Consider the following 22,682-nt stretch of genomic DNA (forward strand, 5'->3'; position numbering starts at 1 on the left):
CCTCGAGAAATGACGAAAGCCACCGAGCATCGACCTCCCTGGCCCAGTAGACAATCTATGTGGGCAGGAGGGATATGCCTCGATGGCTAGCGCCAAGCTATGAAACAGAACTTAAAGAGCGTATTCGCGGAGGCGATCGGCGCGATTGCCCTCCCGCAGCTTGGCCATGACCTCGCGCTCAATCTGGCGAACACGCTCGCGGGAGAGACCGAACTTGCGTCCAATCTGATCGAGGGTGCGCGGAACGCCGTCGTCCAAGCCATAGCGCAGGCGGATGACATCCTGTTCACGCTCCTCGAGGGAGCCGATGACGGAGCGAATATCAGAGTGGCGCATGGATGCCACCACGGCGGTCTCTGCATCGGTTGCCTCGGCGTCCTCAATGAAGTCACCCAACGGTGCTTCTTCATCGGTGCCTACAGGCATATCCAGGGAGACAGGATCGCGGGACTGACGCAGTAGCATTTCGATCTTGGACTCTTCGATGCCGGATTCTTCGGCCAGCTCCTCATTCGTAGCCTCGCGGCCCAGGGACTGATACATCTCGCGCTTGATGCGGGAAAGCTTATTGACCTGCTCTACGAGGTGCACTGGGAGGCGGATGGTGCGGGACTGGTCAGCCATGCCGCGGGTAATGGCCTGGCGGATCCACCACGTGGCGTACGTAGAGAACTTGAATCCCTTGGCATAGTCAAACTTCTCCATCGCACGAATCAGGCCCAAGTTTCCTTCCTGGATGAGGTCCAGCAGCGGCATGCCGCGGCCGGTATAACGCTTAGCCAGGGAGACCACGAGGCGCAGGTTGGCCTCGAGGAGGTGGGAGCGTGCCTTCTTGCCTTCGCGGGCGAGAATCTTGAGGTCGCGTTTCTCGGCGCGGGTCAGCTTTTCGGCATTGGCGAGCTTGTACTCGGCGTACAGGCCCACCTCGATTGCCTGTGCGAGCTCAACTTCGTCTTCGGCGCTCAGCAGCGCAGTCTTGCCGATTCCGTTGAGGTAAACGCGGACCAAGTCCGCGGAGGGATTGTCATTAGTCTGGTTACGGCGTGAGCCGCGGTCAACTTCCTGTCCGTCCTCGTCCTGGACGCTAGCAGCGGATGATGTGGCCATCTCATGCCTCCTAAGTTGCGGCTTGGTTCATCTCCTACAACGGACCTTCGGCACAGATAGTTCCCACGGCTTGAAAAAAGTTCACACATCCCAGTCCAAGAGGTAGTTTTAGGCCATTTTGGGGGAGGCGCGCCGAAGCTACACTTCAACGAGCACGGTAAACGGTCCTTCATTGACGGAGGAGACCTGCATCATGGCTCCGAAACGACCTTCCTCCACGGTGATCCCGCGCTCGCGCAGGCGAGTGACAACCCCTTGGATTACCGGTTCCGCCGCGTCCCCGGGTGCGGCATCTGACCACGATGGCCGGCGGCCCTTTGCCGTTCGCCCGTAGAGGGTGAACTGGCTTACCACGAGCACCGGAGCTCCACTGTCAACCACGCTAGTTTCGCCCTCGAGGATGCGCAGCTCGGCGATCTTGCGCGCCATCGTGTCCATGCGCTCCTCCAAGGATGGCCCGTCGGCAGAACCTGCTTCGGTGCCTGCCGTGACATCGTCACGAGATACGCCGATGAGCGCTAGGATGCCGCCGGTGTCGGGACAGCTGATGGAACCGACAACGTCGCCTTCTACCGTAACGGAAGCTTCAGAAACGCGGGTGAGAACAGCACGCATGGTCGGGGATGCACAACCTTTCTTGTGGAGGAGTTTTCAGTACGCATTGAGGCTACTGGGGATACAGCTAACGCGAACTACTCGGCCTACTCAGTGTTGCTAAAAGCCAGCAGCTCCGTGGGGATCAGCAGACCATGGCGGATGAGATCCACGATGGCAGGAAGCGCAGCACTCACCAGTGTGGTCTCATCAAAGCCTTGTGCGGCGGCGTAAAGCTCGATGGTTTCGCCGATGCTCAACCCATGTGGATTAAGCCCGGCGACGATAGCCGCGAGGTGCTCGTCGACATCATGCTGCCAGCGCGGACCGTCGGTCCGGCTCAAACGTAGCGCTGCGCGCTCAAAGCCCATGCCAAGCTCAGAATCTGGCAGGGCCACGTCTTCCCGAGCAACACTGGGGCGCAGCTGAACGCGCTTGGTCTCCAGCTCACCCGGCACCAAAGCGCGCAGCCACTCGACGCGCGCAAAGTATTCTTCCACTTCGGGCCCGAGCGGATCGATGACCGGCTGTGACATTGTCTCGGCCAGAATGTCCGAGGGCTCGTCGTCCCCAATCCGCTGGATGGCCACGAAACCAAACCCAATGCCGGTGACCTCATGGTCGCGGAAGTGCTCGAGCCAGCGGCGCGAACGCTCCCTTCCCTCAGGGCTGCGAACATCCACGGACTCATCGCTTAACCAGGTGGACACATATAGGGCAGGATCTGCCACGTCGCGTTGAATGATCCATGCGGCCACGCCGGTGTCTGGCAACCAGGAGGCAACCCGCTGTTGCCAGGACTCCTCGCCTTGGTGAACCCACGCGGCGAGCACGTGCGCGGTTCCTCCAAGGGTGAGGTGCTCCACGGCCTGGGATACGACGAGCTCACTAGCGCCATCGAGGTTGAGGCCGGAATCTCGGTACACATGGCCAACCTCAGGAAGGCCCACCACGAATGGAGGATTGGCCACGATGCGGTCGAAGCGCTCGTGTTGTACCGGCTCGAACCAGGATCCCTGGCGCAGTTCGACCTGTTTCTCTGCGTCCGCTGCAGCAACGGTAGCGCCGGCGAGTTCGAGGGCTCGCTCATGGACATCAGTAGCGACGATGCGCTCTGCAGAATCCAGCTGCCCGAGGACCTGAACGCCAGAGCCTGTGCCCAGATCTAGTACCGATGACACCGGAGTAGTAGGAGTCGAGTGAAGCAGAGAAAGGCTGGCGGAGCCGACACCCAGGACATGTTCGGGACCGGGAACGTGGTCCACGAGGGAAGCATCAACATCGGAAAACACCACGCGGTTCTTGCCCACGATGACGTGCGGCCGAATGTCGTATGCCACGTAGACGGTGCCGTGCTCGTCGGTGAGAGCAACACCGCAGTCAAGTAATTGGGTGGCTAGGCGGGCGCCGAGGACGTCGGAAAGCAGCGTCGCCGGCACGTGCTCGTGCAACACAAAGATGCGGATGAGGTGGTCGAGACGGGAGTCGCCGCTAGCACCCAGCGCCACGGCCTCGGGCTCCCCGCGATGCAGGGCCTCGGTGTACTCCGGCCCTAAGTGTCCCGCGATGCCGTCCGCACTGAATCCCGCGTCAGCAAAGACACGGGCGAGGTCGGCCGCAACATCCGCGACGGGGTGTTCTGGGTTCATCGCCGGGCCAAAAGGAGAAGGCTGTTGTGTGCTCACAAAAGTGTCCTTACATTGCTTCGGGAGGGAAACGGTAAACGTCTAGTCTTCATGGTCGATGGTGTTGTGCTTCGCCGAATCGTCGTGTGAAGATGGCGCGCCGGGAAGCGCTCCATGGGACCGGCTTGTCAGTTGCTCGCGCTGGGCCTGCGCCATTTGCCGGGCCATTGCGGGCTTATAAACAGCCTTCTCGCGCTTGTCTTTCTTTTGACCCCGGCCATTGCCAATGACCACCGCGATCCAGGGGAGGGGGAAGGTGACGGCCACGACGAGGGCAGCGGGGATCCACCACTGCCAAACATAAACCATGGCCCCGGCTATCAGGAGGGATGGAACGCGTAAAAACTGGAGTATGGAGTAAATGATCTCGCGGCGATGCCGGTCTTGACCCGGGGCGAGCTTGGCAGTCGTGATGAGGTGCGTTTCGCGCCCGAATCGGCGTCCGCGCCGCTGCCCCGAACGTGGGGTATGGTGGGCGTTATCGCGCGAGTTCGAAGGGGTCATGCCTACTAGCGTAGCTGCAGGACTCGCCAACTTCGATACCGATGCGGCATGATAGGGGGCGTGAGTACGACGACTAAGACTATTGAACGCCCTGATGTCCGCGAGGATACGTCGACCAACGACGACACCCCGAAGTTCTTCCACTACGTGAAGAAGAACCAGATCCTCGATTCCGCGGTCAACGGCAAGTACGTCGTTGCCCTGTGTGGAGAGACCTTCCCGGTGACCAAGCAAGCGAAGCCCGGCTCACCCGTGTGCCCAGACTGCGAGCGCATATACAAGAGCTTGCGCCGTCGTTAAGTCTGACGTCGATGCTCATTCTGCGTCGGCGTAAAACGAAACGTACGAAAAACTTCACAGAAGCGGGATGTTGGGATAACTAGAGGGGGATAATCGCTGACCGTGTCTACACAGACTCCAGCACAGAGATTTGCCAATAATGGTTCGCTGCGCGTGTGGCAACGCGCGGCTTTGGATAAGTTCCTAGCCACCAAGCCGCAGGACTTCATGGCGGTGGCAACGCCTGGTGCAGGTAAGACCACCTTCGCCCTGCGGGTGGCCACGGAGCTCATGGCGGACCGCACTGTAGAGCGCGTCATCGTGGTGGTGCCCACCGAGCACCTCAAAGTGCAGTGGTCGGAATCCGCCTCCCGCGTAGGTTTAGCGCTCGACCCCAAATTCACAAACTCCTCGGGAGTCAACCCCGCGATGGACGGCGTCGTGGTGACCTATGCGCAGGTGGGCATGCACCCGTACAAGCACCGCGCGGTCGCCTCAGCGCGGCGCACCCTGGTGATCCTCGATGAGATCCACCACGCCGGTGATGCAAAAAGCTGGGGCGATGGCGTGCGTGAAGCCTATGATGATGCGGAGCACCGCCTCGCGCTGACCGGCACGCCCTTCCGCTCCGATGACTCGCAGATCCCCTTCGTGCGCTACGAGGAGGACGGGGAAGGCCACCTCGTATCCCGCTCTGATCACACGTATGGCTATGGTGATGCGCTTGCCGACGGTGTCGTGCGCCCCGTCGTCTTTCTCAGCTACTCCGGCGAATCCCGCTGGCGTGATAGCGCCGGTGAGGAACATGCGGCCCGGCTTGGCGATATTCTCAATCCGGAGCAGACCGCTCGCGCGTGGCGCACTGCCCTCGACCCAAAAGGCGAGTGGATCCCCACCGTCTTGCAGGCGGCGCACACACGGTTGATGCAGATGCGCCGCAACATGCCGGATGCCGGCGGTCTCGTGCTCGCTACCGACACGACCACCGCGCGCGCCTACGCAAAGATCCTCAAGCAGATCTCCAATACCCCCGTCTCTGTCATCCTCTCCGATGATCCAGGCTCCTCCGCGCGCATTGCGGAGTTCTCCGAATCCACCGACGAGTGGATGGTGGCCGTGCGCATGGTGTCGGAGGGCGTCGACGTTCCTCGCCTCGCCGTAGGCGTTTATGCCACCTCTGCCTCGACGCCGCTTTTCTTCGCTCAGGCCATCGGGCGTTTCGTGCGCTCCCGCATGCCCGGCGAGACGGCCTCCGTCTTCCTGCCCTCCGTGCCGGTGCTTTTGGGCCTTGCCGAAAACATGGAAAAGCAGCGCGATCACGTCCTGGGAGGGGAGAAGAACCCCGACAAGGAAGGCTGGGACGATGAGCTTCTGGAGGACGCCAATAAGAAGAAGTCCGAACCGGACATGCTCGAGCCTTCCTATGAGTCCCTCGGAGCGGAGGCAGAATTTTCCGGGCTGCTTTATAACGGCTCACAGTTCACCACGGGCAACATCACCGATGAAGAAGAGGATTTCCTCGGCATCCCCGGGCTTCTTGACGCCGACCAGGTCAAGGACCTTTTGCGCAAGAAGCAGTCCGATGAGCTGGATCGCCGCGAGGCAGAAGAGAAGGCGCGCCGGGCTGCGGAAGCAGCGGAGGAACAACGCCGCAAGCTCTACGGCACCCCGCACGCGCCTAAGCGTGGGGCAGAGGCGTCGACAAGCAGCGCCGGTTCCCAGTCAGGTGTGGTGGATGAGATTTCCGCACTGCGCAAAGAACTCAACACGGTGGTGTCGATTACCGCCCAACGCACTGGGCGCCCGCATGGTGCCATCCACACCGAAGCGCGCAAGGCCTGCGGCGGCCCTCCCACCGCGCTGTGTAACGCCGAGCAGCTGCGGGAGCGCATCGATTATCTGCGCAAGTGGTAGCCTGCGAGGCCGCGCTATCAACTAGTTAGTTGATTCCAAACTCAACCAGCTACGCGATGGAAAAGCTGTGTGCGCGGAGCAGGATGGGGGCAGTTGGTTTGAAAGACCAATCACTATCCTCAATGCAACTGCCACAGCAGCGTGGCTAGAAAGGCACGAATAATGAAGTCCCTCTATAGAGCAGCTATTTTCTACCTTGTCATGGGGTTGGGCGCCGGCGTGTTCTACCGCGAGTTCACGCGCGCGAATGATTTCCCGGAGGGGCAGTTCACCCAGCTGGGCGTGGCCCATACCCACCTTTTGGCGCTGGGATTCATGATGTTCCTCATCTTCCTTGTGGTAGACAAGGTGTTCGCCGTGTCCCATAACAAGAAGCTGTTCAATTCCTTCTTCTGGTTCTACAACGCTGGCGTGGTGGTTACCGTTGCGATGCTCATTTGGCACGGCAGCCTCACCGTGCTCGGTGAGGAATCTACCGCGATGATCGCCGGAATCGCCGGCCTCGGACACATCTTCATTACGGTGGGCCTGTCGCTCTTCCTCGTCGCACTTGGCCGTGCACTGAAGGAGCCTGCCGACTCACCCGCTGCAGCCTAGCGGTCTTATCGGTAGGGCTTCGCGCCATTGTTCTCGAGGGCACCATCATCGGCGTGGTAGCCGGGTGCGAGGGTAGGCTCGACAGCATTCCGAGAAGTGTGCTCAAGGTCAATAGAACCTCAGGATGAGAACCTAAGGAGATGGATGATGAAAAAGCTCATCAACTCACCAGATAGCGTCGTAGCTGAATCAGTAGAAGGCTTCACCCTGGCCCACAGTGACATCGTTACTCATGCCACTGATCCCCTCTTCGTTGCTCGCGCCCAGAAGAAGGAGAGCGGTAAGGTCGCCGTCGTCTCTGGGGGCGGATCCGGCCACGAGCCTTTGCATGCGGGTTTCGTTGGCTACGGAATGCTGGATGCGGCAGTGCCCGGCGCCATGTTTACGTCGCCTACCCCGGATGCAATCCAAGCGGCCACAGAAGCGGTAAGCACTGGGGCAGGCGTTCTCTACATCGTGAAGAACTATACCGGTGATGTTCTCAACTTTGATACGGCTGCCGAGCTGGCGGAGTTTGATGATATCGAGGTCAGCCAGGTCATCGTGGACGACGATGTCGCCGTGGAGGATTCTACTTTTACAGCCGGACGCCGCGGCGTGGCAGGAACCCTCTTGGTAGAGAAGCTGGCAGGCGCCGCAGCCGAGCGCGGTGATGATCTGGCCGCGGTGACGGCGGTGGCGAAGAAGGTAGTGGAGAATACCGCGACCATGGGCGCAGCACTGAGCGCCTGTACGGTGCCGCACGTGGGCAAGCCCTCCTTCGAGCTTGGGGAAGATGAAGTCGAACTCGGCGTGGGTATCCATGGCGAGCCGGGCCGCAAGGAAATTCCGCTGGTTTCTGCCGATGACGTTACCGATCACCTACTCGATCCCGTCTTGGCAGATCTCAAGCTGAGGGAGGGGGAGCGCACCATCGTCGTTGTCAATGGCATGGGCGCCACCCCGGCCTCTGAGCTGTACGTGGTCTACCGCCGCGTGGCCCAGCGTCTCCAGGAGGCTGGCATCGCCATTGAGCGCTCCCTCGTGGGTAACTTCGTCACCAGCCTGGACATGGCTGGGTGCTCTGCCACCGTCATGCGCGCGGACGACGAGGACCTCGCGCTTTTCGACGCTCCCTGCCACACCTCCGCACTACGCCAAGGAATGTAACTATGACGAATTCTGAAACTCTTTCAAGCGCGTGGGCACAGGAATGGATGAAAAGCTGTGCCGAGGCCGCGCGTGAACACCGTGAGGAGCTCATCGAGCTCGATCGCGCGATTGGGGACAGCGACCATGGAGAAAACGTCGACCGTGGCTTCCGCGCCGTCGTGGACAAGGTTGCTGCGGATATCTCTTCGGATGACTCAACGGTCGCTGACGTACTCAAACTAACCGCGAAGACTCTCATGTCCACCGTCGGCGGAGCCTCCGGCCCATTGTTGGGTACCGCCTTCTTGCGTGCGTCGAAGGCCGCCGGCACCGGTGACATTGATGCCTCTACGACGGCTGCGCTTATTGAGGACGCCCTCCAAGGAATCATGACCCGCGGAAAAGCAACGGAAGGGGAGAAGACCATGGTCGATGCCTGGGCACCAGCGGCGCGCGCTGCCCGCGACGCCGCCGATGCTGAACAGAGTCCCGCTAAGGTCTTGCGCGCGGCTGCCGACGCGGCCGCAGCCGGCGCGGACGCTACTATCCCGATGGTTGCAACTAAGGGACGCGCTTCCTACCTAGGCGAGCGCTCTGCCGGGCACAAGGATCCGGGTGCCGCCTCCTCGGCGCTTTTCCTCGCTGCGGCTGCTGAGGCCGCCGAGACTACTGGGAAGGGGGCGTAGAGCATGGCACAGCCGCGCGTTGGACTTGTTCTCGTTTCGCATTCGGCGAAGCTCGCAGAAGGATTGGCTGAGCTGGCCGCCCAGATGGCCGCTGATGTCACCATCCTTCCTGCGGGTGGCTTGGAAGACGGCAGCATCGGAACGTCCTATGACTTCATCGAGGGCGCTATCAGCCACGCCATAGGTCAAGGACTCAGCGTTGTCGTGCTCACGGACTTGGGTTCGGCCACGATGACCGTCGAGTCGGTTCTTGAGTTTCTGGACGAAGAACAAGCACTGTTTGTTGACGCCCCACTGGTCGAGGCCACTATCGCCGCAGCAACCGCCGCCCAGCAAGGCGATGATGTGGGTGCAGTTGCTGAAGCCGCTAGACGAGCCATCGAGGCGTTCACTCCTCAGCAGCCTGCTGCTTCTACAACTGTGTGCGAGGAAGAGCAAGAGGCAGATCCAAATCGGTACTCGCTGACTGTGACCATTGCCGATGAAGCTGGCCTTCATGCCCGTCCCGCGTCCAAGCTCGCTGAAATGGCCGCAGAGGCAGAGGGCGATATCGTCCTTACCAATGACGGCGAGACAGTAGAGGCAGACTCCTCGATGATGCTGATGTCGCTCGGTGCTTGCCAGGGCGCATCGGTGACCATTAGCGGTGATATCTCCGATAAAGAGGTCATCGACCGGATTGCCACGGCCATCGAGCTGGGGCTCGACGGTTAGAACCTATGGTCCGCACGACAGCGCACATTTCGTGCGCCGTACACTGTGCGGGCACTGTCCCCCGCACGGAAGGATGGTCTCATTACCTTCGCATAAGGTAAAAGACAACGTCCTAGTTGAGTTCTCTCGAAAGCGGGGAATCCATGAACCAGCCCGACTACGTGGAGCCGAACAACGTCACTGGCAACCCGTACCACACGCCGTACACACAGGCTTATCCGGACACCTCCTCGCATTCTTATGGAGGCTCCTATACGCGGCCAATACTCACCCCCTCTACGCCGAATCCCCTCGCGCCGTGGGTGCTGGGTCTGGCGGTGCTGCCGCCACTCGTCATCATCGTGCTGACACTCTTGTGGAGTGCCGTGGGATTCTTGTCGTCGATGCTGACGATCTTTACCGGATGGTGCGCCGTGGGGCTGGGGATCGTGGCGCTCGTCCTCGGATCAGGGCGAAGTCCGGAGCATAGGCGTACCGGCATCACCGTGTCCGGGATGATCATCGGATTCTGCTGGAGTTGCATTGCACCGTTCGTTCCCATGGCCATGATGGTGGTCATGGGACTAGAACCCTAGAGCTGCGAGGAACCCCAGCGCCCTGATACATACAGAAAAGTGCCGACGAGGAAACCTTTCCTCGCCGGCACTGTCGTGTTCTCGGGCTTAGTCGAGATAGTCTCGCAGCACCTGGGAGCGCGAAGGGTGGCGCAGCTTAGACATGGTCTTGGACTCGATCTGGCGAATACGTTCGCGGGTGACACCATAGACTTGGCCGATTTCGTCTAAAGTGCGCGGCATGCCATCGGTGAGGCCGAAGCGCAGACGAACCACGCCCGCCTCACGTTCAGACAGGGTCGTGAGAACGTCCTGCAGCTGGTCTTGCAGCAAGGTGAAGGAGACCGCGTCGACAGCGATGACGGCCTCGGAGTCCTCGATGAAGTCACCCAGCTGGGAGTCACCCTCATCACCGATGGTCTGGTCCAAGGAAATGGGTTCACGAGCGTATTGCTGGATTTCCAGCACCTTTTCCTCGGTGATGTCCATTTCCTTCGCTAACTCCAGCGGCGTGGGCTCGCGGCCCAAATCCTGCAGCAGCTCTCGTTGGATGCGGCCCAGCTTGTTGATGACCTCGACCATGTGCACTGGAATGCGGATGGTGCGTGCTTGGTCTGCCATCGCGCGGGTAATAGCCTGACGGATCCACCAGGTGGCATACGTTGAGAACTTGTAGCCCTTGGTGTAGTCAAACTTCTCAACAGCGCGGATGAGACCCAAGTTGCCCTCCTGGATGAGATCCAAGAAGGCCATGCCGCGGCCGGTGTAGCGCTTGGCCAAGGACACCACGAGACGCAGGTTTGCCTCGAGAAGGTGGTTCTTCGCCTTGCGGCCATCACGAGCGATGGCGCGCATATCACGCTTTTCCATGGGGGAAAGCTTGGCGGCCTTGTCGCCCTCGGCGCGGGCCTTTTCCATCTCATCCATGCGGTATTGAGCGTAGAGGCCAGCCTCGATTCGCTTGGCGAGGGAGACCTCTTGCTCGGCATTGAGCAGGGCGACCTTACCGATTTGCTTCAGATAGGCGCGGACGGAGTCTGCCGACGCGGTCAGCTCCGCATCCTTGCGGGCTTGGCGCAGGGCTGCGGACTCATCCTCATCCCAGACCGAGGAACCATCGTCCTCGTCCTCATCAGTGTCGTCGCCCTCGAGGTCATCATCGTCGTCGCCGAACTCGTCTTCATCATCCATCTCGGCGGTGTCCGGATCGAAATCGATATCGGCATCGTCGGTGGTGTCGGCGTCCAACTCGTCGGTCTGATCCTCGGCGAGATCCTCGGAAGACTCGGCAGCTTCAGGCGACGTTGCCTTCGTGGCTGCTGACTTGCGCACGGTCTTCTTGGCCGTCTTCTTTGTGGCCTTTTGTGCAGACTTGCGAGTGGTCTTCTTCGTTGCCTTCTTGGCCGTCTTTTTGGCTGTCTTTTTAGCCGTTTTCTTGGCGGTCTTTTTCGCGGTTTTCTTGGCTGTTTTCTTAGCGGTCTTTTTTGCCGTCTTTTTGGCGGTCTTCTGTGCAGGTGCAGATGCCTCGGAGGTGCTCTCGCCCGCGCCGAGTACCTGGTCTGAAGAATCAGTGGCTGCCACGTACGCCCTTTCGACTTGCTCTCTGAGTGGAAACTATGGGGACGCGCAAGTTTATCGCGACTAGTCCCCGATGCTAGCCCGCCTCCGAGATGAGCAGGGGAGGCGCGCCGCTGGATATTGGATAATCGACAGCCCAGTATAGATCATTTCTTGCACTAGGCGGTGACTGGGGTCAACTCGGAAGAGCTGGCCCCGGTTGCCTTATGGGCGAATACCTTCTTGTGCTGCCATGGCTGCGCCTACTATACCGGCGCGATTGCGAAGCTGAGCTGCAACGACCGGCGTTTCAATGCGGAGATGCTCTCCCCACTTGTCAAACTTGCGGGAAATCCCACCGCCGATGACGAAAGCTGAGGGGTTAAATAGAGCCTCATACTCGTGGAGCACTCGGTTGACGCGTTTTGCCCACTGCTTGGTCTTGAGCCCTTCGCGGTCCTTGACGGCAGAAGAGGCTTGGTGCTCCGCCTCCTTCTCGCCAACGATGAGGTGCCCAATCTCCGTATTGGGGAAGAGCTGGCCATCTAGTAGGAAAGCGGAACCAATACCAGTGCCCAAAGTGAGGAAGATGACGGGGCCGGAGCGTGCAATCTCGTCGCCATAAGCTACTTCCGCGAGGCCGGCCGCGTCGGCGTCGTTAAGCACGGTAAAAGGAACGGTGAGGTATGAGCTCAACAATTCCTGTGCATCCGTACCGATCCAAGATTTATCAATGTTTGCTGCGCTGCGGATTACCTGGTCCTTTACCACCGCTGGCATGGTAATGCCGACGGGACCGTCCCAGTTCTTCTCTTTGACGATCTGGGCGATCACCTTAGCGACGGCGTCCGGCGTGGCGGGCTGGGGAGTAGCAATCTTGAGGCGGTCACCAACGAACTCTCCCGTTGCGAGGTCGACCTCGGCACCCTTGATGCCAGAGCCTCCAACATCGATGCCGAAGGCGTGGCCTTCGTGCTGCGGGCTCGGTTTCGTGTCCTGGTGCTGTGATTCATGGGCGGTCATACGAACAGTCTATGTCCACCCGCGCGATGGTGTGGCACGACCTCGGGGATGAAAAGGGCAGTGTCGGTAGTGCCCTGCGGTGTCCGGTGCGTGACGTGCTCCTTGGGCTGGCGGTAGGCGCAGACTGTGATGAAATCTTCGCGGCCCGCTATGGAGCTGAAATTGGCAGCTCACACGGGTAAAGGCGGAGTGATTGGGGGTAGGATAGTGTGAGGTTTGGTGCCCCCACGGCGGGGCGAGTGTGACACAGAGGCCAGTCTGGTTTAGGATGCCGTCGATAAATACACATACCTATCGATTTGACTCACAGGGGCAAGCATTATGGCCACGGATTATGACGCACCGCGTCGCCGCGCTGAAGACGACCTCGAGGCCGATTCCCTCGAGGGCCTGAAGGCGGCTGAAAACGACAACAATGGCATGGATGACGATGGAGAAATCGTCGAGGCCTTCGAACCGCCGTCAGTCGACCTGACCGGTGAAGAGCTCAACGTCACCGTCGTTCCGCGCAAAGAAAACGAGTTCACCTGCTCGGTATGTTTCTTGGTGCAGTCCAACAAGCGCCTTGACCATGAAGAGGACGGCGAGCCAGTCTGCATGGACTGCGCCTAGTAGGCCAGTTTCACCTAGGCGTGGCTTTAGGCCTTAACTCAAGCCTTAATTGCTGCGCCTTGTAGCTGCTGCGGCCTGCTCGGGGACAAAGGCTGCGAGGAGTTTTTCGGGGTTGGTGGATCCGATGAGCCAATAGGGCGTTGGATCTTCGGGGTCATCGAGGACGAGCATGACGTGTTCGGGTACCCAGCCGTGTGTGACGAGGAAGGCAGCCGGATCGAGCTGTGGGCCTAACGCGTTACGGCGTGCAGTGGCCGGCACCGCGGTACTGCGGGCGACAACATCGTTCGGTAGCTGCGCGTCCTTGACGGTGAGCCACCGTGTGCCGTCGGCATCCTGTTCCACCTGCACCACAGTGTTGGACCATGTCAGCAGGACCCACGCGGCGATGGCGCTGAGTAGGATGGCGGGGACGATGATCCACATGATTCCACGGTTGAGGCTGACCGTGGCGGTGGAGATCACTACTACGAAGGCCGCCATCAGCCACCAGTACCACGGCACCCATTGGCGCTCACGATAGAGGACCACAGGGGAGGCGGCTGGCGCTGAGGGGGAAGCAGACGAAGAACTCGAAGTCATGACCCTCGAGTCTAGCCGCCGGGGAGGGGGAGAACCCAACACGCAGAGTAGGTGCGGCCGCCAGGCCGACGCGGCGTCCGGCCCTGAAGGTTGGGGATAGTGGGGACAAGGTAGGCTGGGCCGCGTGAATGAGCAACACCCTCTCATAGATCCGGTTAGTCCTTTCGGCGACATTCAGGTCAAGCGCCTTGATAAGGAGCTTCCGCTACCGCATCGCGCTCACGGCGGCGATGCGGGCGCGGATCTCTACGCTGCTCACGACGTTACTTTGCGGCCCGGCGAGCGGGCTCTTGTCGGTACGGGCATTGCCCTTGCCCTGCCGATGGGCACGGTGGGCTTGGTCCACCCGCGGTCGGGCCTGGCGGCCAAGCATGGCATTTCCGTCGTGAATACCCCCGGCACCATTGATGCTGAGTATCGTGGTGAGGTTAAAGTATGCCTCATCAATCACGACCCAGAGGAGACCTTTGAGGTCACGCGGGGAATGCGTATCGCTCAGCTGATTGTCCAACGCGTGGAGCTGGTGGGCTTCCAGGAAGTCGAGGAACTTGATGACACCGCTCGTGGCGATGGCGGGTATGGATCGACCGGAGTTAACTAAGTTCATGCAGAAACGACACAGAATTAGGAAGGCTTAAACAATGGCGATGTGGCCCTTTGGAAAAAAGAAGAAGAACTCCGCCGTCCACCAGGGTGAGGCGGCTGGCGAGGCCGTGGCTGAGGACACCAGCACGGTGACCCCGGCAGCGGAGAACGCAAACGACGGCGCCGCTGAGGCCGCTCCCGAGCCAACCGCTGATCTCGTCCGCGAGGATGAGGAGGACGCTCAGACGTCTCTGGCCGTGAAGGCGGTGGCTCACGATGCCATCAACGGCGACATGGGTCCCTACGATGGCGATAACGTCGACATCGCTGAGTTCAACTTTGAGGACTTCTCCGTAGGTCTGTTGGATCTGGGCTCACTGCGCATCCCGCTGCCGAAGGGCTCACAGGTCCAGGTGGAGATGGGCCAGGAAGGCCCGCGCATGCTCCACATTCTCACCCCACACGGCCGCATGACCCCTGTGGCCTTTGCCGCGCCGCGCACGCCGGGGCAGTGGGCGGAGTCTGCGAAGGACATCATCAAAGGCTTGGAAGCCGATGGTTTTGCTGCCCACCCGGAGGATGGCCCGTGGGGTTCTGAGATCGTCGGCAGCAGTGACAAGGGCGGTATACGCATTATCGGTGTGGAGGGGCCGCGGTGGATGTACCGCTTGACCCTGGCCGCACCTGCCGGCAAGGAAGAGGAGTTGGCGCAGCTAGGGCGCGAAGTCGTTGCCCGCACCTTTGTCTACCGCGGTGAGGATCCCATCCTGGCTGGCAGCTCCCTGCCTGTCACGCTTCCGCAGCAGCTGGCTGAGCAAGTTCAGCAGGCACTGAAGGAACGCCAGCAGCAGGCCGCACAGGCAGCCAGCGCGGACAGCGCAGCGCCAGCGGACACGGCCACGGATACAGAGAAGACTGCGGAGTCTCAGGCCCGCGAGCAGTTGCGCGACCTCGAAGACAACGAGAACAAGTAGCGCACTTCAGCCTGTCGGCCTAGACCCCTCCGGCACTACCGAAAAGGACCCCTTAAGCACGTGACCAGCCCTACTCCCGAAGAGCGCGAGCCTTACAGCACCCCGGCGTCCGCGCTTGACCCTGATACCACCGAGCACATCGCCGAACCGGCCACTAAGTCGTCCTCGAATCCTGGCGCTGACAGGGCGGCAGGACAAGCGACGGTGCCGCCAGAAGGAGATTCGGAGCCGTCGTTGCTCGACCAGATGGGTGGGCTGACCGGGCTCGTGTCTGCGACCCTGCCCGTGCTCGTTCTCATCCCGGTCAACAACGTCTGGGGGTTGGGGCCGGCGCTTGTTGCGGCATTGGGCGTGGCGCTGGCTATCAGCCTGTGGCGCTTGGCACGCAAGGAGACTTTGCAACCAGCTTTTTCTGGTTTGCTAGGCGTAGCTATCTGCGCCGGAATCGCGTGGTTTACCGGGGATGCCAAAGGCTATTTCCTCTACGGAATTTGGATGTCGCTCGTGCTGTTCATCGTCGCGATCGTTTCCATCATTCTGCGCTGGCCGCTTGTCGGCGTGGTGTGGAAAGGCCTCAACGGCGAGGACATGGGGTGGCGCACAGTGCCACGGGCGCGACGTTCCTATGCCTATGCCACCGCCGGGTGGGCGACGGTGTTCATCGCGCGTTTTGCGGTGCAACGCGCGCTCTACGATGCCGATGCCACCACAACGCTTGGTATCGTCCGCATTCTCATGGGCTGGCCGCTAACGGGTATCGTCACCCTCCTTACTATCTGGATGGTGCGCCGCGCTAATGCCGCTGTGGAGGAAGCACAGGGCGGTGACACTACGTCGCAGGGCGGCGACAACACTAAGGAGAAGATCCATGACCGCGACTGAGCAGAACTCTGCGAAAGATCAGAGCACCGCTGCCGGAAGCCTGAGCAAAGGGAAGTCATTCGACACCACCATCGAACGCATGGGGCACGGCGGTGTCGGAATCGGGGCGGCCCCCGACGGACGCGTGTGCTTCGTCCCGGGCGCCTTCCCCGGCGACCATGTCACGGTGACTGCGACCAAGGTGAAGAAGTCCTTTGTGGAAGCCGCGCTGAGTTCCGTCGTACAACCTGGGCCCTACCGTGTCGAATCTGCGTGCCCGGCCGCGCAGCGTGGCGCCGGCTGTTGTGACTTCGCTGAGCTCGATCCCGCGGCGGAGCCAGACATCAAGGTGACAGTCTTGCTTGATCAGCTGCGCCGCGTGGCTCACATCGAGGATGCTCCCGCCGTCGAGACCATCGATGTGGCACCGCACCGCGGGTGGCGCACGCGGGTGCGGTTGGGCGTCGACAAGCAGGGCCGTGCTGGTCTACGCAAGCGTGGCTCCAAGGAGCTCGTCACTGACGTAGCGTGTAGCCAACTGATTCCGGGTCTCGTCGACGGCCTAGTGGGGCCTGATGCCCGTACCTTTAACCCAGGTGCAGAGGTAATCGCGGTCATGGATAGCGACGGCAATAGGCACGTTGTGGAAACCCGGAAGGCGCCGCGGGGACGGCGAATCGAGACCATTCGAGAGGTCATTGAGGCTCCGACTGAGAACGTGGTGCAGCGTGCTGATGGCCACGAGTTCCGCTTCCCGCCCACCGCTTTTTGGCAGGCGCACGTGGGAGCACCGGACGTTTATACCAGCCTTGCACGCGAGTGGCTCGGCGCAGAAGACCACGGGAACGGCGGTGAACTTGATGCAGCGGGAGGGGCCGCGGGGAATGCAGTGGCCTGGGATCTGTATGGCGGCGTTGGCCTGTTCGTTCCCGCGCTCGCAGATGTCACCGCACCCCAAGGCGGGCACACGACCGTGTATTCCGTCGATTATTCGCCCGCAGCAGCAGCGGCGCAGCCGGGGCTCGCAGGCATTGACGTGCACTTCCGCACCGCCAAGGTGGAGCAGGTGGCCAGCCAGCTTCCGCAGCCGGCGTCGGTGATTTTGGATCCGCCGCGTACCGGTGCTGGCAACGACGTGGTGGCCGCTGTCGCCGCGGCAAAGCCGCAACGCATCCTGCATATCGGCTGCGATCCCGCTACTTTCGCCCGGGACTTGGCTGCTTGGTCGGAGCATGGTTACCGCGCGAAGCGCCTCGCCATGGTGAATGCTTTCCCCGGGACACATCACTTTGAAACCCTGGCGCTGCTGGTTCCCCTGGCTTAGGGCGCGCAGGGTGCGCTGCGGGAGAGGCGGGGTAATGATTGACGCGTCACGCGTGTCAACGGGTACGGTGGTAGAGAAGAAAAACGATCGATGAAGGGGTTTAAGGCAAGCTCTATGGGCATTCTGGATTCCATTCAATCACCAGGCGATCTTAAAGCCCTGAGCAAGACGCAACTGGTTGAGCTCGCGGCGGATATCCGTCAGCGCCTCATTGAGAAGGTGTCCGCTACAGGCGGCCACCTAGGCCCTAACCTGGGCGTCGTGGAGCTCACGGTGGCGATCCACCGCGTCTTCGATTCCCCGCGCGACCCCATCGTCTTCGATACCTCGCATCAGTCTTATGTGCACAAGATGCTCACGGGCCGCGCCTCTCAATTCGATACGCTGCGTCAGAAGGGCGGTTTGTCCGGCTACACGGACCGCGCAGAGTCAGAACACGACTGGACCGAATCCTCCCACGCCTCGGCGGCGCTATCCACGGTGGACGGGCTCTCCAAGGCTTTCAAGATTCGGGGTGAATCCCACCGCAATGCCGTGGCGGTGGTGGGCGATGGCGCCCTTACCGGCGGCATGTGCTGGGAAGCCCTCAACAACATTTCTGCCGACAAGGACCGCAACGTTGTCATTATCGTTAATGACAACGGGCGTTCCTATTCGCCAACCATCGGCGGCCTCTCAGAGAATCTGGGGCGCATTCGTGCACAGCACGGCTACGACGAGTTCATGGCGCTGGGCAAGAAGCGCCTCAAGTCCATGGGCTGGGTAGGCGAGCGCACCTTTGATGCATTGCACGCGGTCAAGGAGGGCGTGAAGTCGACCGTCATGCCCACGGAGATGTTCCCGGAGCTGGGCATCAAGTACGTTGGCCCGATTAACGGCCACGACATTGAGGCAGTCGTGCGGGCACTGAGCTACGCCCGTGACTATGACGGTCCCATCATCGTGCACACGGTCACCGAGAAGGGGCATGGCTTTGCTCCTGCGGTCAACGAGCCGAAGGACCAGATGCACTCCACCGGAGCCATCGACCCTGTCACCGGTGTATCCAAGGGACAGAAACAACCGGGGTGGACCGCGGCATTCTCGGAAGAATTGATCAAGGCGGGCCACGCCCGCGAGGACATCGTCGCCATTACTGCCGCCATGGCTGGGCCGACGGGGCTAACCCCCTTCCAAGAGGAGTTCCCGGAGCGCTTCTTTGATGTCGGCATCGCTGAGCAGCACGCCATGGCTTCTGCATCCGGTCTGGCGCTGGCCGGGATGCACCCGGTGGTGGCGGTGTACTCTACGTTTCTCAACCGTGCGGTGGACCAAGTCATCATGGACATTGCGCTGCTCAAGCTGCCAGTGACCATTGTCCTCGACCGTGCCGGCGTCACGGGCTCTGATGGTGCTTCGCACAACGGTGTGTGGGATATGGCGCTCATGAGCATCGTCCCCGGCATGCGCATCGCCGCCCCGCGCGATGGTGCCCGCCTGCGGGAACTCTTTAACGAAGCCATCGCTATCGAGGATGGCCCGACCGTGGTGCGCTTCCCCAAGGGCAACCTCCTTGATGACCGCGACGAACTCAAGCGGCTCGATGATGGGGTAGACATCCTGAGCTATTCCGATGCCGCTGCCTCTGCGGAGGAGGCCACTGATGTACTTATCGTCGCCATCGGTGCCATGAGCGCGCGTTCCCTGGGTGCAGCTGAGCTGCTCGAAGCCCAAGGCTTCAACGTGACCGTCGTGGACCCGCGCTGGCCGGTGCCGGTACCGCAATCCATTATCGCGTTGGCTGCTGATCACGATCTTGTGGTGACGGTGGAGGATGGCATCCTGCGAGGCGGTGTGGGGTCCATGGTGGCTGAGGCCCTCGACGCCGCCGATGTTGACACTCCAGTGCACAGGCTCGGCGTACCCGGTTGCTTCCCCAAGCATGCCAGCCGCGGAGAAATCCTCGAGGACTTTGGCTTGACCCCGGAGGGCATCGCGAACTCAGTGCGTGAGTGGGTAGTTGCACGCGATGCTGAGGAGTCTGCTAAGAGCGCGGGGGAGTAGGGCGCATCCGCGCTAACCCGCGCTGCAGGAGCGGCGTGGCCAGTTCGACTTGCCATTCGCGCGCGCCCTGAGAGCGCAGGAAATCGGGGATATCGACATCTTTTGCGATCTCCCCCGCGACGCCGCCTTCTGGCCCGAAGGCTGCCCACACCGCTGTACGTATCAGGCTGGGTTTGAGGATCAGCTCGTAGCTCATGCGCAGTTCGTCACCGAGATCCTCGAAGTCATGGCGGATCTCGCAGTAGAGTTGCCACAGCTCCGGAAAATCCCGGTTAAATACTGATTTGGAGGGCACCGGGCGGGGGCTGCGCAGCGGCTTTGGCCACTGCTGGCGCGGGCTATCCAGCGCAGTCGTGACGGCATCGAGCCAGCGCAACGTAGCCCCACCGCGGCGGCGGGGGAACCCTTTAATCTGATTGATGTCGTGCGGGGTGCGAGGCACGCGGCGCGCTATGTCCACGAGCACGCGGTGCGGCAGCACCCGGTTGGGGGCAATGTCCTGGGATCGCGCGATGGATTCGCGGCGTTGCCACAACTCGCGAGCCACGGCGAGCTGTTCGCGTGTGCGTAGCGACGAGACGCCTTTAAGCTCCCGCCACGTCCGAGGCTCGGGGCCGGTAATCCCGGCATGATCGTCGATGATCCGGTCGAATTCTTCAAAGGCCCAGTCGAGTTTGTCTTCTTCTGCAAGGATGTCGCGCAACGTCACAGCAAGCTCGTTGAGTAGCTCCACGTCGAGCGCCGCGTAGTTGCGCCATGTCCGGGGAATGGGGGTTTGGGACCAATCGGAATCGCCGTAACCTTTTTCCAGTTCGACGTCGAACAGCTCCAGCACCATCGCCCCCAGGTTGGGATGTGCAAAACCGGCGAAGCGGGCGGCGAGTTCGGTATCGAACAATGTTCCGGGGTGTAGCCCCAGCCAGGCCAGACAGGGAAGATCGGAAGGAGCGGCGTGGACTACCCAGTCCTGGCCGTTGAGCACCGGCGCTAGCGCGGAACTCAGCTCATGCCGACGATTCTCCGGGGCAAACAGGAGCGTACCTGCGCCCTCCCGGCGAATTTGTACGAGAAAGGCGCGGTCATCGAAGCGGTAGGCTGACGCGCGTTCGGTATCAATGGCGAAAGGGCCAGTCCCCGCGGCTAGGCGCGCGGCACCCGCCTGGAACTCACGGGGAGAAAGCAGGACTTTTGGCGTGCCGTCGACGGGGACCTGGCGCAGTTCGCTCATGTTAGCGCCCGAGCTCGGTGACGCCCTCGGGCGGCAGGCCTGCGACGAGAGAAAGTACCTGTGCAAAAGCCTCGACGTGTGGGGCAAGATCCAGGCCGGCTGCGGTCCAGGAAGCGCGCATTTCCAGCTGATAGGCGCGCGGCGGACCACCGATCTCGCCAAAGCGCACCGAGGCGGTCGAGGTGACAGTACCTCCGAGGTTGGTGTGTGTCGCCTCGCGCACGTCCAAGGATTCGGTGAGCCACTCCCAGGCGACGTCGGGAAGCAGCGGGTCTCCGGCTACGGCATCCTCCAAGTCGGCCTGGATGTAGGCCACGAGGCGCATGGCACCTTCCCAGGCTTCCTCAGCACCTGGATCGTGCAGCAGGATAAGGCGGCCGAAGGCATCGCCCTCAGAGTCGGTGGGGATAGCCTCCTCATGCTCGTGACGTTCAACCTCCAGGCCAATGGCGTGGCTGAACGGGGCCAGTCGCTGCGGGGGTCGGATGGTGCCCAATGTGATTTCTGGGCGCAGCTGCGCAGCGTGGAGGGACTCGACGGCCTCCGTGAAGGCAGCCGGAGTGCTCGGTTCTGCGGGGCGCGATTCGGCGGAAGAGGCGGCGGCGCGATCGTGCAGGTTGGTCGGTGCCCCTGCAAGGTTGCGCGAAGAAACGTCGGAATTGCTCACGGGGATCAAGGTATAAGTTCCGCCCGTGTGGCGGTGGAAGGCGCGCCGAAAGGCTAGTGGCGCGCGGGGGCGCCTCCAACTTATGATGGATAAGAAACTTTGTCGGTTGAAAGAAGGAGAGAGGCATGTCGAAGGTCAACTTCGCCGAGCTCAACAAGGTCCAGCGCTACTCGCAGCACGCGGTGTTCCAGGTCATCCCGGGTGCGCTGGGCACCGAGCGCGAGGAGATCGTCGCGCAGGCGCAGAAGTTCTTCGCGGAGCTCGAAGAAGCTGGCGTGGTTACCGTGCGCGGTATCTACGATCTGTCCGGAATGCGGGAGAGCGCTGACTACATGATCTGGTGGCACGCGGAGGAATTCGCCGACATCCAGAAGGCCTTCGCGGACTTCCGCCGCGACACCGTCCTCGGCCAGGTTTCTGAGGTGACGTGGGTAGGAAACGCCCTGCACCGCCCGGCAGAGTTCAACAAGTCCCACCTGCCGTCTTTCATCATGGGCGAAGAACCTGGCGAGTGGATTTCTGTCTATCCCTTCGTGCGTTCCTACGACTGGTACACCATGGATGAAGAAAAGCGCCGCCGCATCCTCATGGAGCATGGCATGCAGGGCCGTGATTACCCGGATGTGCGCGCAAACACCGTGCCGGCCTTCGCGCTGGGTGACTACGAGTGGATCCTGGCCTTTGAGGCCCCGGAGCTGCACCGCATCGTGGACCTGATGTACCTTATGCGCTACACCGAGGCACGACACCACGTGCGCGAGGAGATCCCCTTCCACACAGGACGCCGCGTGAAGGACGTGGCTGAGCTCATCGCTATCCTGCCTTAAGAACCGCGATAATTCGCGGTAGCGGCAGCGAAAGGCATCGGAAGTCGGTTGAAGGTCTAGTCCTCGACCGGCTTTTCTTCTAGGTTGAGGCAGATGGAATTAATGCAGTAGCGCAGGTCCGTCGGCGTATCGTAGCCCTCGCCTGCGAAGACGTGACCGAGGTGGGATTCGCAGTTGGCGCATAGCACCTCGATGCGCCGCATGCCCAGTGAATTGTCTTCGCGCTCAATGATGGCGTCGCCGGCCAAGGGGGAGAAGAAGGATGGCCAGCCGCAGTGCGATTCAAATTTCTCCGTGGAGCGGAAGAGCTCGGCGCCACAGGCCCGGCAGGAGTACACGCCTTCGGTGGTCGTGTTGGTGTATTCGCCGACATGCGGTGCTTCCGTTCCGGCCTCACGCAGAACGTGGTATTCCTCGGGGCTTAGGCGCTTGCGCCATTCGGTATCTGCAATGAGCTTGAAATCAGTCATGCGGGAATCTTATCGCTCGACTGAGCTTGCCGGCTAGCCCCTCGTTCTGCGCTCCACCAGCCGGTCACGGAGGCAGCGGTCACGACGATGAGCAGGCCCCACCCGATGGTGGCGATGAAGACGCTCATCCAGTGTGCGGCGGTGGGCATGCTGGACGACGTCCA

24 protein-coding genes are annotated in these 22,682 nt (G+C 61.3%); 14 read left to right on the forward strand and 10 right to left on the reverse strand.

Annotated elements, in window-relative coordinates:
- Positions 1-111: 111 nt before the first annotated feature.
- From RDN59_RS06790 to RDN59_RS06805, 4 genes are all read right to left on the reverse strand, one after another.
- A complete protein-coding gene (locus RDN59_RS06790; RefSeq protein WP_046648202.1) occupies positions 112-1,107 on the reverse strand; it encodes a sigma-70 family RNA polymerase sigma factor in 996 nt (331 codons plus the stop codon).
- A 138-nt stretch (positions 1,108-1,245) separates the two neighbouring features.
- On the reverse strand, positions 1,246-1,722 hold the full coding sequence (gene dtd / locus RDN59_RS06795) for a D-aminoacyl-tRNA deacylase (RefSeq protein WP_308607183.1): 477 nt from the start codon (positions 1,720-1,722) through the stop codon (positions 1,246-1,248).
- Between the two features lie 86 nt (positions 1,723-1,808).
- The gene (locus tag RDN59_RS06800; RefSeq protein ID WP_308607200.1) at positions 1,809-3,350 is read right to left on the reverse strand and encodes a methyltransferase; all 1,542 of its coding nucleotides are present in this window, start codon (positions 3,348-3,350) and stop codon (positions 1,809-1,811) included.
- Between the two features lie 78 nt (positions 3,351-3,428).
- The gene (locus RDN59_RS06805) at positions 3,429-3,890 is read right to left on the reverse strand and encodes a DUF3099 domain-containing protein (protein WP_308607184.1); all 462 of its coding nucleotides are present in this window, start codon (positions 3,888-3,890) and stop codon (positions 3,429-3,431) included.
- A gap of 48 nt (positions 3,891-3,938) precedes the next feature.
- Between RDN59_RS06805 and RDN59_RS06810 the strand changes: the two genes are divergently transcribed.
- The 7 genes from RDN59_RS06810 (at position 3,939) to RDN59_RS06840 (ending at position 9,786) form a co-directional block, all read left to right on the forward strand.
- Positions 3,939-4,190 carry a DUF3039 domain-containing protein gene (locus tag RDN59_RS06810; RefSeq protein ID WP_046648196.1) on the forward strand — a complete coding sequence of 84 codons (252 nt, stop codon included), beginning with the start codon at positions 3,939-3,941 and terminating at the stop codon, positions 4,188-4,190.
- Between the two features lie 102 nt (positions 4,191-4,292).
- Complete coding sequence (locus RDN59_RS06815; RefSeq protein WP_308607185.1) at positions 4,293-6,083, forward strand: DEAD/DEAH box helicase; 1,791 nt, start codon at positions 4,293-4,295, stop codon at positions 6,081-6,083.
- A 162-nt stretch (positions 6,084-6,245) separates the two neighbouring features.
- Positions 6,246-6,680, forward strand: coding sequence for a DUF2871 domain-containing protein (locus tag RDN59_RS06820; RefSeq protein WP_308607186.1), 435 nt, complete (start codon positions 6,246-6,248; stop codon positions 6,678-6,680).
- A gap of 147 nt (positions 6,681-6,827) precedes the next feature.
- Positions 6,828-7,829, forward strand: coding sequence for a dihydroxyacetone kinase subunit DhaK (gene dhaK, locus RDN59_RS06825; RefSeq protein WP_308607201.1), 1,002 nt, complete (start codon positions 6,828-6,830; stop codon positions 7,827-7,829).
- Positions 7,830-7,831: 2 nt separating this feature from the next.
- Positions 7,832-8,497: a dihydroxyacetone kinase subunit DhaL gene (dhaL, locus tag RDN59_RS06830; protein WP_308607187.1), complete on the forward strand. Its 666-nt coding sequence runs from the start codon at positions 7,832-7,834 to the stop codon at positions 8,495-8,497.
- 3 nt (positions 8,498-8,500) lie between these two features.
- Positions 8,501-9,211 (forward strand): dihydroxyacetone kinase phosphoryl donor subunit DhaM, encoded by a 711-nt coding sequence (gene dhaM, locus RDN59_RS06835; RefSeq protein WP_308607188.1) that lies wholly within the window; start codon positions 8,501-8,503, stop codon positions 9,209-9,211.
- Between the two features lie 143 nt (positions 9,212-9,354).
- The gene (locus RDN59_RS06840; protein ID WP_308607189.1) at positions 9,355-9,786 is read left to right on the forward strand and encodes a hypothetical protein; all 432 of its coding nucleotides are present in this window, start codon (positions 9,355-9,357) and stop codon (positions 9,784-9,786) included.
- Positions 9,787-9,873: 87 nt separating this feature from the next.
- Here RDN59_RS06840 and RDN59_RS06845 read toward each other — a convergent pair whose 3' ends face one another.
- Both RDN59_RS06845 and ppgK read right to left on the reverse strand, forming a co-directional pair.
- Positions 9,874-11,346 (reverse strand): RNA polymerase sigma factor, encoded by a 1,473-nt coding sequence (locus RDN59_RS06845; protein WP_308607190.1) that lies wholly within the window; start codon positions 11,344-11,346, stop codon positions 9,874-9,876.
- 201 nt (positions 11,347-11,547) lie between these two features.
- Entirely contained in the window at positions 11,548-12,345 is a 798-nt protein-coding gene (ppgK, locus tag RDN59_RS06850; RefSeq protein ID WP_308607191.1) for a polyphosphate--glucose phosphotransferase, read from the reverse strand.
- Positions 12,346-12,666: 321 nt separating this feature from the next.
- Between ppgK and RDN59_RS06855 the strand changes: the two genes are divergently transcribed.
- Positions 12,667-12,957 carry a DUF4193 domain-containing protein gene (locus RDN59_RS06855; protein WP_046648179.1) on the forward strand — a complete coding sequence of 97 codons (291 nt, stop codon included), beginning with the start codon at positions 12,667-12,669 and terminating at the stop codon, positions 12,955-12,957.
- A 45-nt stretch (positions 12,958-13,002) separates the two neighbouring features.
- Here RDN59_RS06855 and RDN59_RS06860 read toward each other — a convergent pair whose 3' ends face one another.
- Complete coding sequence (locus RDN59_RS06860; RefSeq protein ID WP_308607192.1) at positions 13,003-13,539, reverse strand: DUF3093 domain-containing protein; 537 nt, start codon at positions 13,537-13,539, stop codon at positions 13,003-13,005.
- A 124-nt stretch (positions 13,540-13,663) separates the two neighbouring features.
- On the opposite strand from RDN59_RS06860, the gene dut reads away from it, so the two are divergent.
- The 5 genes from dut to dxs all read left to right on the forward strand — a co-directional run bounded on the left by dut (position 13,664) and on the right by dxs (position 19,326).
- The gene (gene dut / locus RDN59_RS06865) at positions 13,664-14,140 is read left to right on the forward strand and encodes a dUTP diphosphatase (RefSeq protein WP_308607193.1); all 477 of its coding nucleotides are present in this window, start codon (positions 13,664-13,666) and stop codon (positions 14,138-14,140) included.
- 40 nt (positions 14,141-14,180) lie between these two features.
- A complete protein-coding gene (locus RDN59_RS06870) occupies positions 14,181-15,098 on the forward strand; it encodes a DUF3710 domain-containing protein (protein WP_308607194.1) in 918 nt (305 codons plus the stop codon).
- Between the two features lie 246 nt (positions 15,099-15,344).
- On the forward strand, positions 15,345-15,980 hold the full coding sequence (locus RDN59_RS06875; protein ID WP_308607202.1) for a DUF3159 domain-containing protein: 636 nt from the start codon (positions 15,345-15,347) through the stop codon (positions 15,978-15,980).
- The gene (locus RDN59_RS06880; protein WP_308607195.1) at positions 15,967-17,283 is read left to right on the forward strand and encodes a TRAM domain-containing protein; all 1,317 of its coding nucleotides are present in this window, start codon (positions 15,967-15,969) and stop codon (positions 17,281-17,283) included. The genes RDN59_RS06875 and RDN59_RS06880 overlap by 14 nt, the downstream gene beginning before the upstream one ends.
- Before the next feature lie 114 nt (positions 17,284-17,397).
- Entirely contained in the window at positions 17,398-19,326 is a 1,929-nt protein-coding gene (gene dxs / locus RDN59_RS06885; RefSeq protein WP_308607196.1) for a 1-deoxy-D-xylulose-5-phosphate synthase, read from the forward strand.
- Here dxs and RDN59_RS06890 read toward each other — a convergent pair.
- Together RDN59_RS06890 and RDN59_RS06895 are read right to left on the reverse strand one after the other, a co-directional pair.
- Entirely contained in the window at positions 19,307-20,554 is a 1,248-nt protein-coding gene (locus tag RDN59_RS06890) for an HRDC domain-containing protein (RefSeq protein ID WP_308607197.1), read from the reverse strand. The two genes, dxs and RDN59_RS06890, sit on opposite strands and share 20 nt — an antisense overlap.
- A gap of 1 nt (position 20,555) precedes the next feature.
- Positions 20,556-21,170, reverse strand: coding sequence for a DUF3000 domain-containing protein (locus tag RDN59_RS06895; protein WP_308607203.1), 615 nt, complete (start codon positions 21,168-21,170; stop codon positions 20,556-20,558).
- Positions 21,171-21,346: 176 nt separating this feature from the next.
- On the opposite strand from RDN59_RS06895, the gene hemQ reads away from it, so the two are divergent.
- Positions 21,347-22,048 carry a hydrogen peroxide-dependent heme synthase gene (gene hemQ, locus RDN59_RS06900; RefSeq protein WP_308607198.1) on the forward strand — a complete coding sequence of 234 codons (702 nt, stop codon included), beginning with the start codon at positions 21,347-21,349 and terminating at the stop codon, positions 22,046-22,048.
- A 56-nt stretch (positions 22,049-22,104) separates the two neighbouring features.
- On the opposite strand, the gene msrB is transcribed toward hemQ, so the two are convergent.
- Positions 22,105-22,518 (reverse strand): peptide-methionine (R)-S-oxide reductase MsrB, encoded by a 414-nt coding sequence (gene msrB, locus RDN59_RS06905; protein WP_308607199.1) that lies wholly within the window; start codon positions 22,516-22,518, stop codon positions 22,105-22,107.
- Positions 22,519-22,682 lie beyond the last annotated feature (164 nt).

Origin of the sequence: uncultured Corynebacterium sp. (genome assembly GCF_902489365.1) — a bacterium.
Classification (GTDB): domain Bacteria; phylum Actinomycetota; class Actinomycetes; order Mycobacteriales; family Mycobacteriaceae; genus Corynebacterium.

Excerpts from the sequence above, each read along its gene's own strand:
- RDN59_RS06790 (WP_046648202.1), bottom strand. The coding sequence starts at position 1,107 with ATGGCCACATCATCCGCTGCTAGCGTCCAGGACGAGGACGGACAGGAA.
- dtd (WP_308607183.1), bottom strand. The coding sequence starts at position 1,722 with ATGCGTGCTGTTCTCACCCGCGTTTCTGAAGCTTCCGTTACGGTAGAA.
- RDN59_RS06800 (WP_308607200.1), bottom strand. The coding sequence starts at position 3,350 with ATGAACCCAGAACACCCCGTCGCGGATGTTGCGGCCGACCTCGCCCGT.
- RDN59_RS06805 (WP_308607184.1), bottom strand. The coding sequence starts at position 3,890 with ATGACCCCTTCGAACTCGCGCGATAACGCCCACCATACCCCACGTTCG.
- RDN59_RS06810 (WP_046648196.1), top strand. The coding sequence starts at position 3,939 with ATGATAGGGGGCGTGAGTACGACGACTAAGACTATTGAACGCCCTGAT.
- RDN59_RS06820 (WP_308607186.1), top strand. The coding sequence starts at position 6,246 with ATGAAGTCCCTCTATAGAGCAGCTATTTTCTACCTTGTCATGGGGTTG.
- dhaK (WP_308607201.1), top strand. The coding sequence starts at position 6,828 with ATGAAAAAGCTCATCAACTCACCAGATAGCGTCGTAGCTGAATCAGTA.
- dhaL (WP_308607187.1), top strand. The coding sequence starts at position 7,832 with ATGACGAATTCTGAAACTCTTTCAAGCGCGTGGGCACAGGAATGGATG.
- dhaM (WP_308607188.1), top strand. The coding sequence starts at position 8,501 with ATGGCACAGCCGCGCGTTGGACTTGTTCTCGTTTCGCATTCGGCGAAG.
- RDN59_RS06840 (WP_308607189.1), top strand. The coding sequence starts at position 9,355 with ATGAACCAGCCCGACTACGTGGAGCCGAACAACGTCACTGGCAACCCG.
- ppgK (WP_308607191.1), bottom strand. The coding sequence starts at position 12,345 with ATGACCGCCCATGAATCACAGCACCAGGACACGAAACCGAGCCCGCAG.
- RDN59_RS06855 (WP_046648179.1), top strand. The coding sequence starts at position 12,667 with ATGGCCACGGATTATGACGCACCGCGTCGCCGCGCTGAAGACGACCTC.
- RDN59_RS06860 (WP_308607192.1), bottom strand. The coding sequence starts at position 13,539 with ATGACTTCGAGTTCTTCGTCTGCTTCCCCCTCAGCGCCAGCCGCCTCC.
- RDN59_RS06870 (WP_308607194.1), top strand. The coding sequence starts at position 14,181 with ATGGCGATGTGGCCCTTTGGAAAAAAGAAGAAGAACTCCGCCGTCCAC.
- RDN59_RS06875 (WP_308607202.1), top strand. The coding sequence starts at position 15,345 with ATGGGTGGGCTGACCGGGCTCGTGTCTGCGACCCTGCCCGTGCTCGTT.
- RDN59_RS06880 (WP_308607195.1), top strand. The coding sequence starts at position 15,967 with ATGACCGCGACTGAGCAGAACTCTGCGAAAGATCAGAGCACCGCTGCC.
- dxs (WP_308607196.1), top strand. The coding sequence starts at position 17,398 with ATGGGCATTCTGGATTCCATTCAATCACCAGGCGATCTTAAAGCCCTG.
- RDN59_RS06890 (WP_308607197.1), bottom strand. The coding sequence starts at position 20,554 with ATGAGCGAACTGCGCCAGGTCCCCGTCGACGGCACGCCAAAAGTCCTG.
- hemQ (WP_308607198.1), top strand. The coding sequence starts at position 21,347 with ATGTCGAAGGTCAACTTCGCCGAGCTCAACAAGGTCCAGCGCTACTCG.
- msrB (WP_308607199.1), bottom strand. The coding sequence starts at position 22,518 with ATGACTGATTTCAAGCTCATTGCAGATACCGAATGGCGCAAGCGCCTA.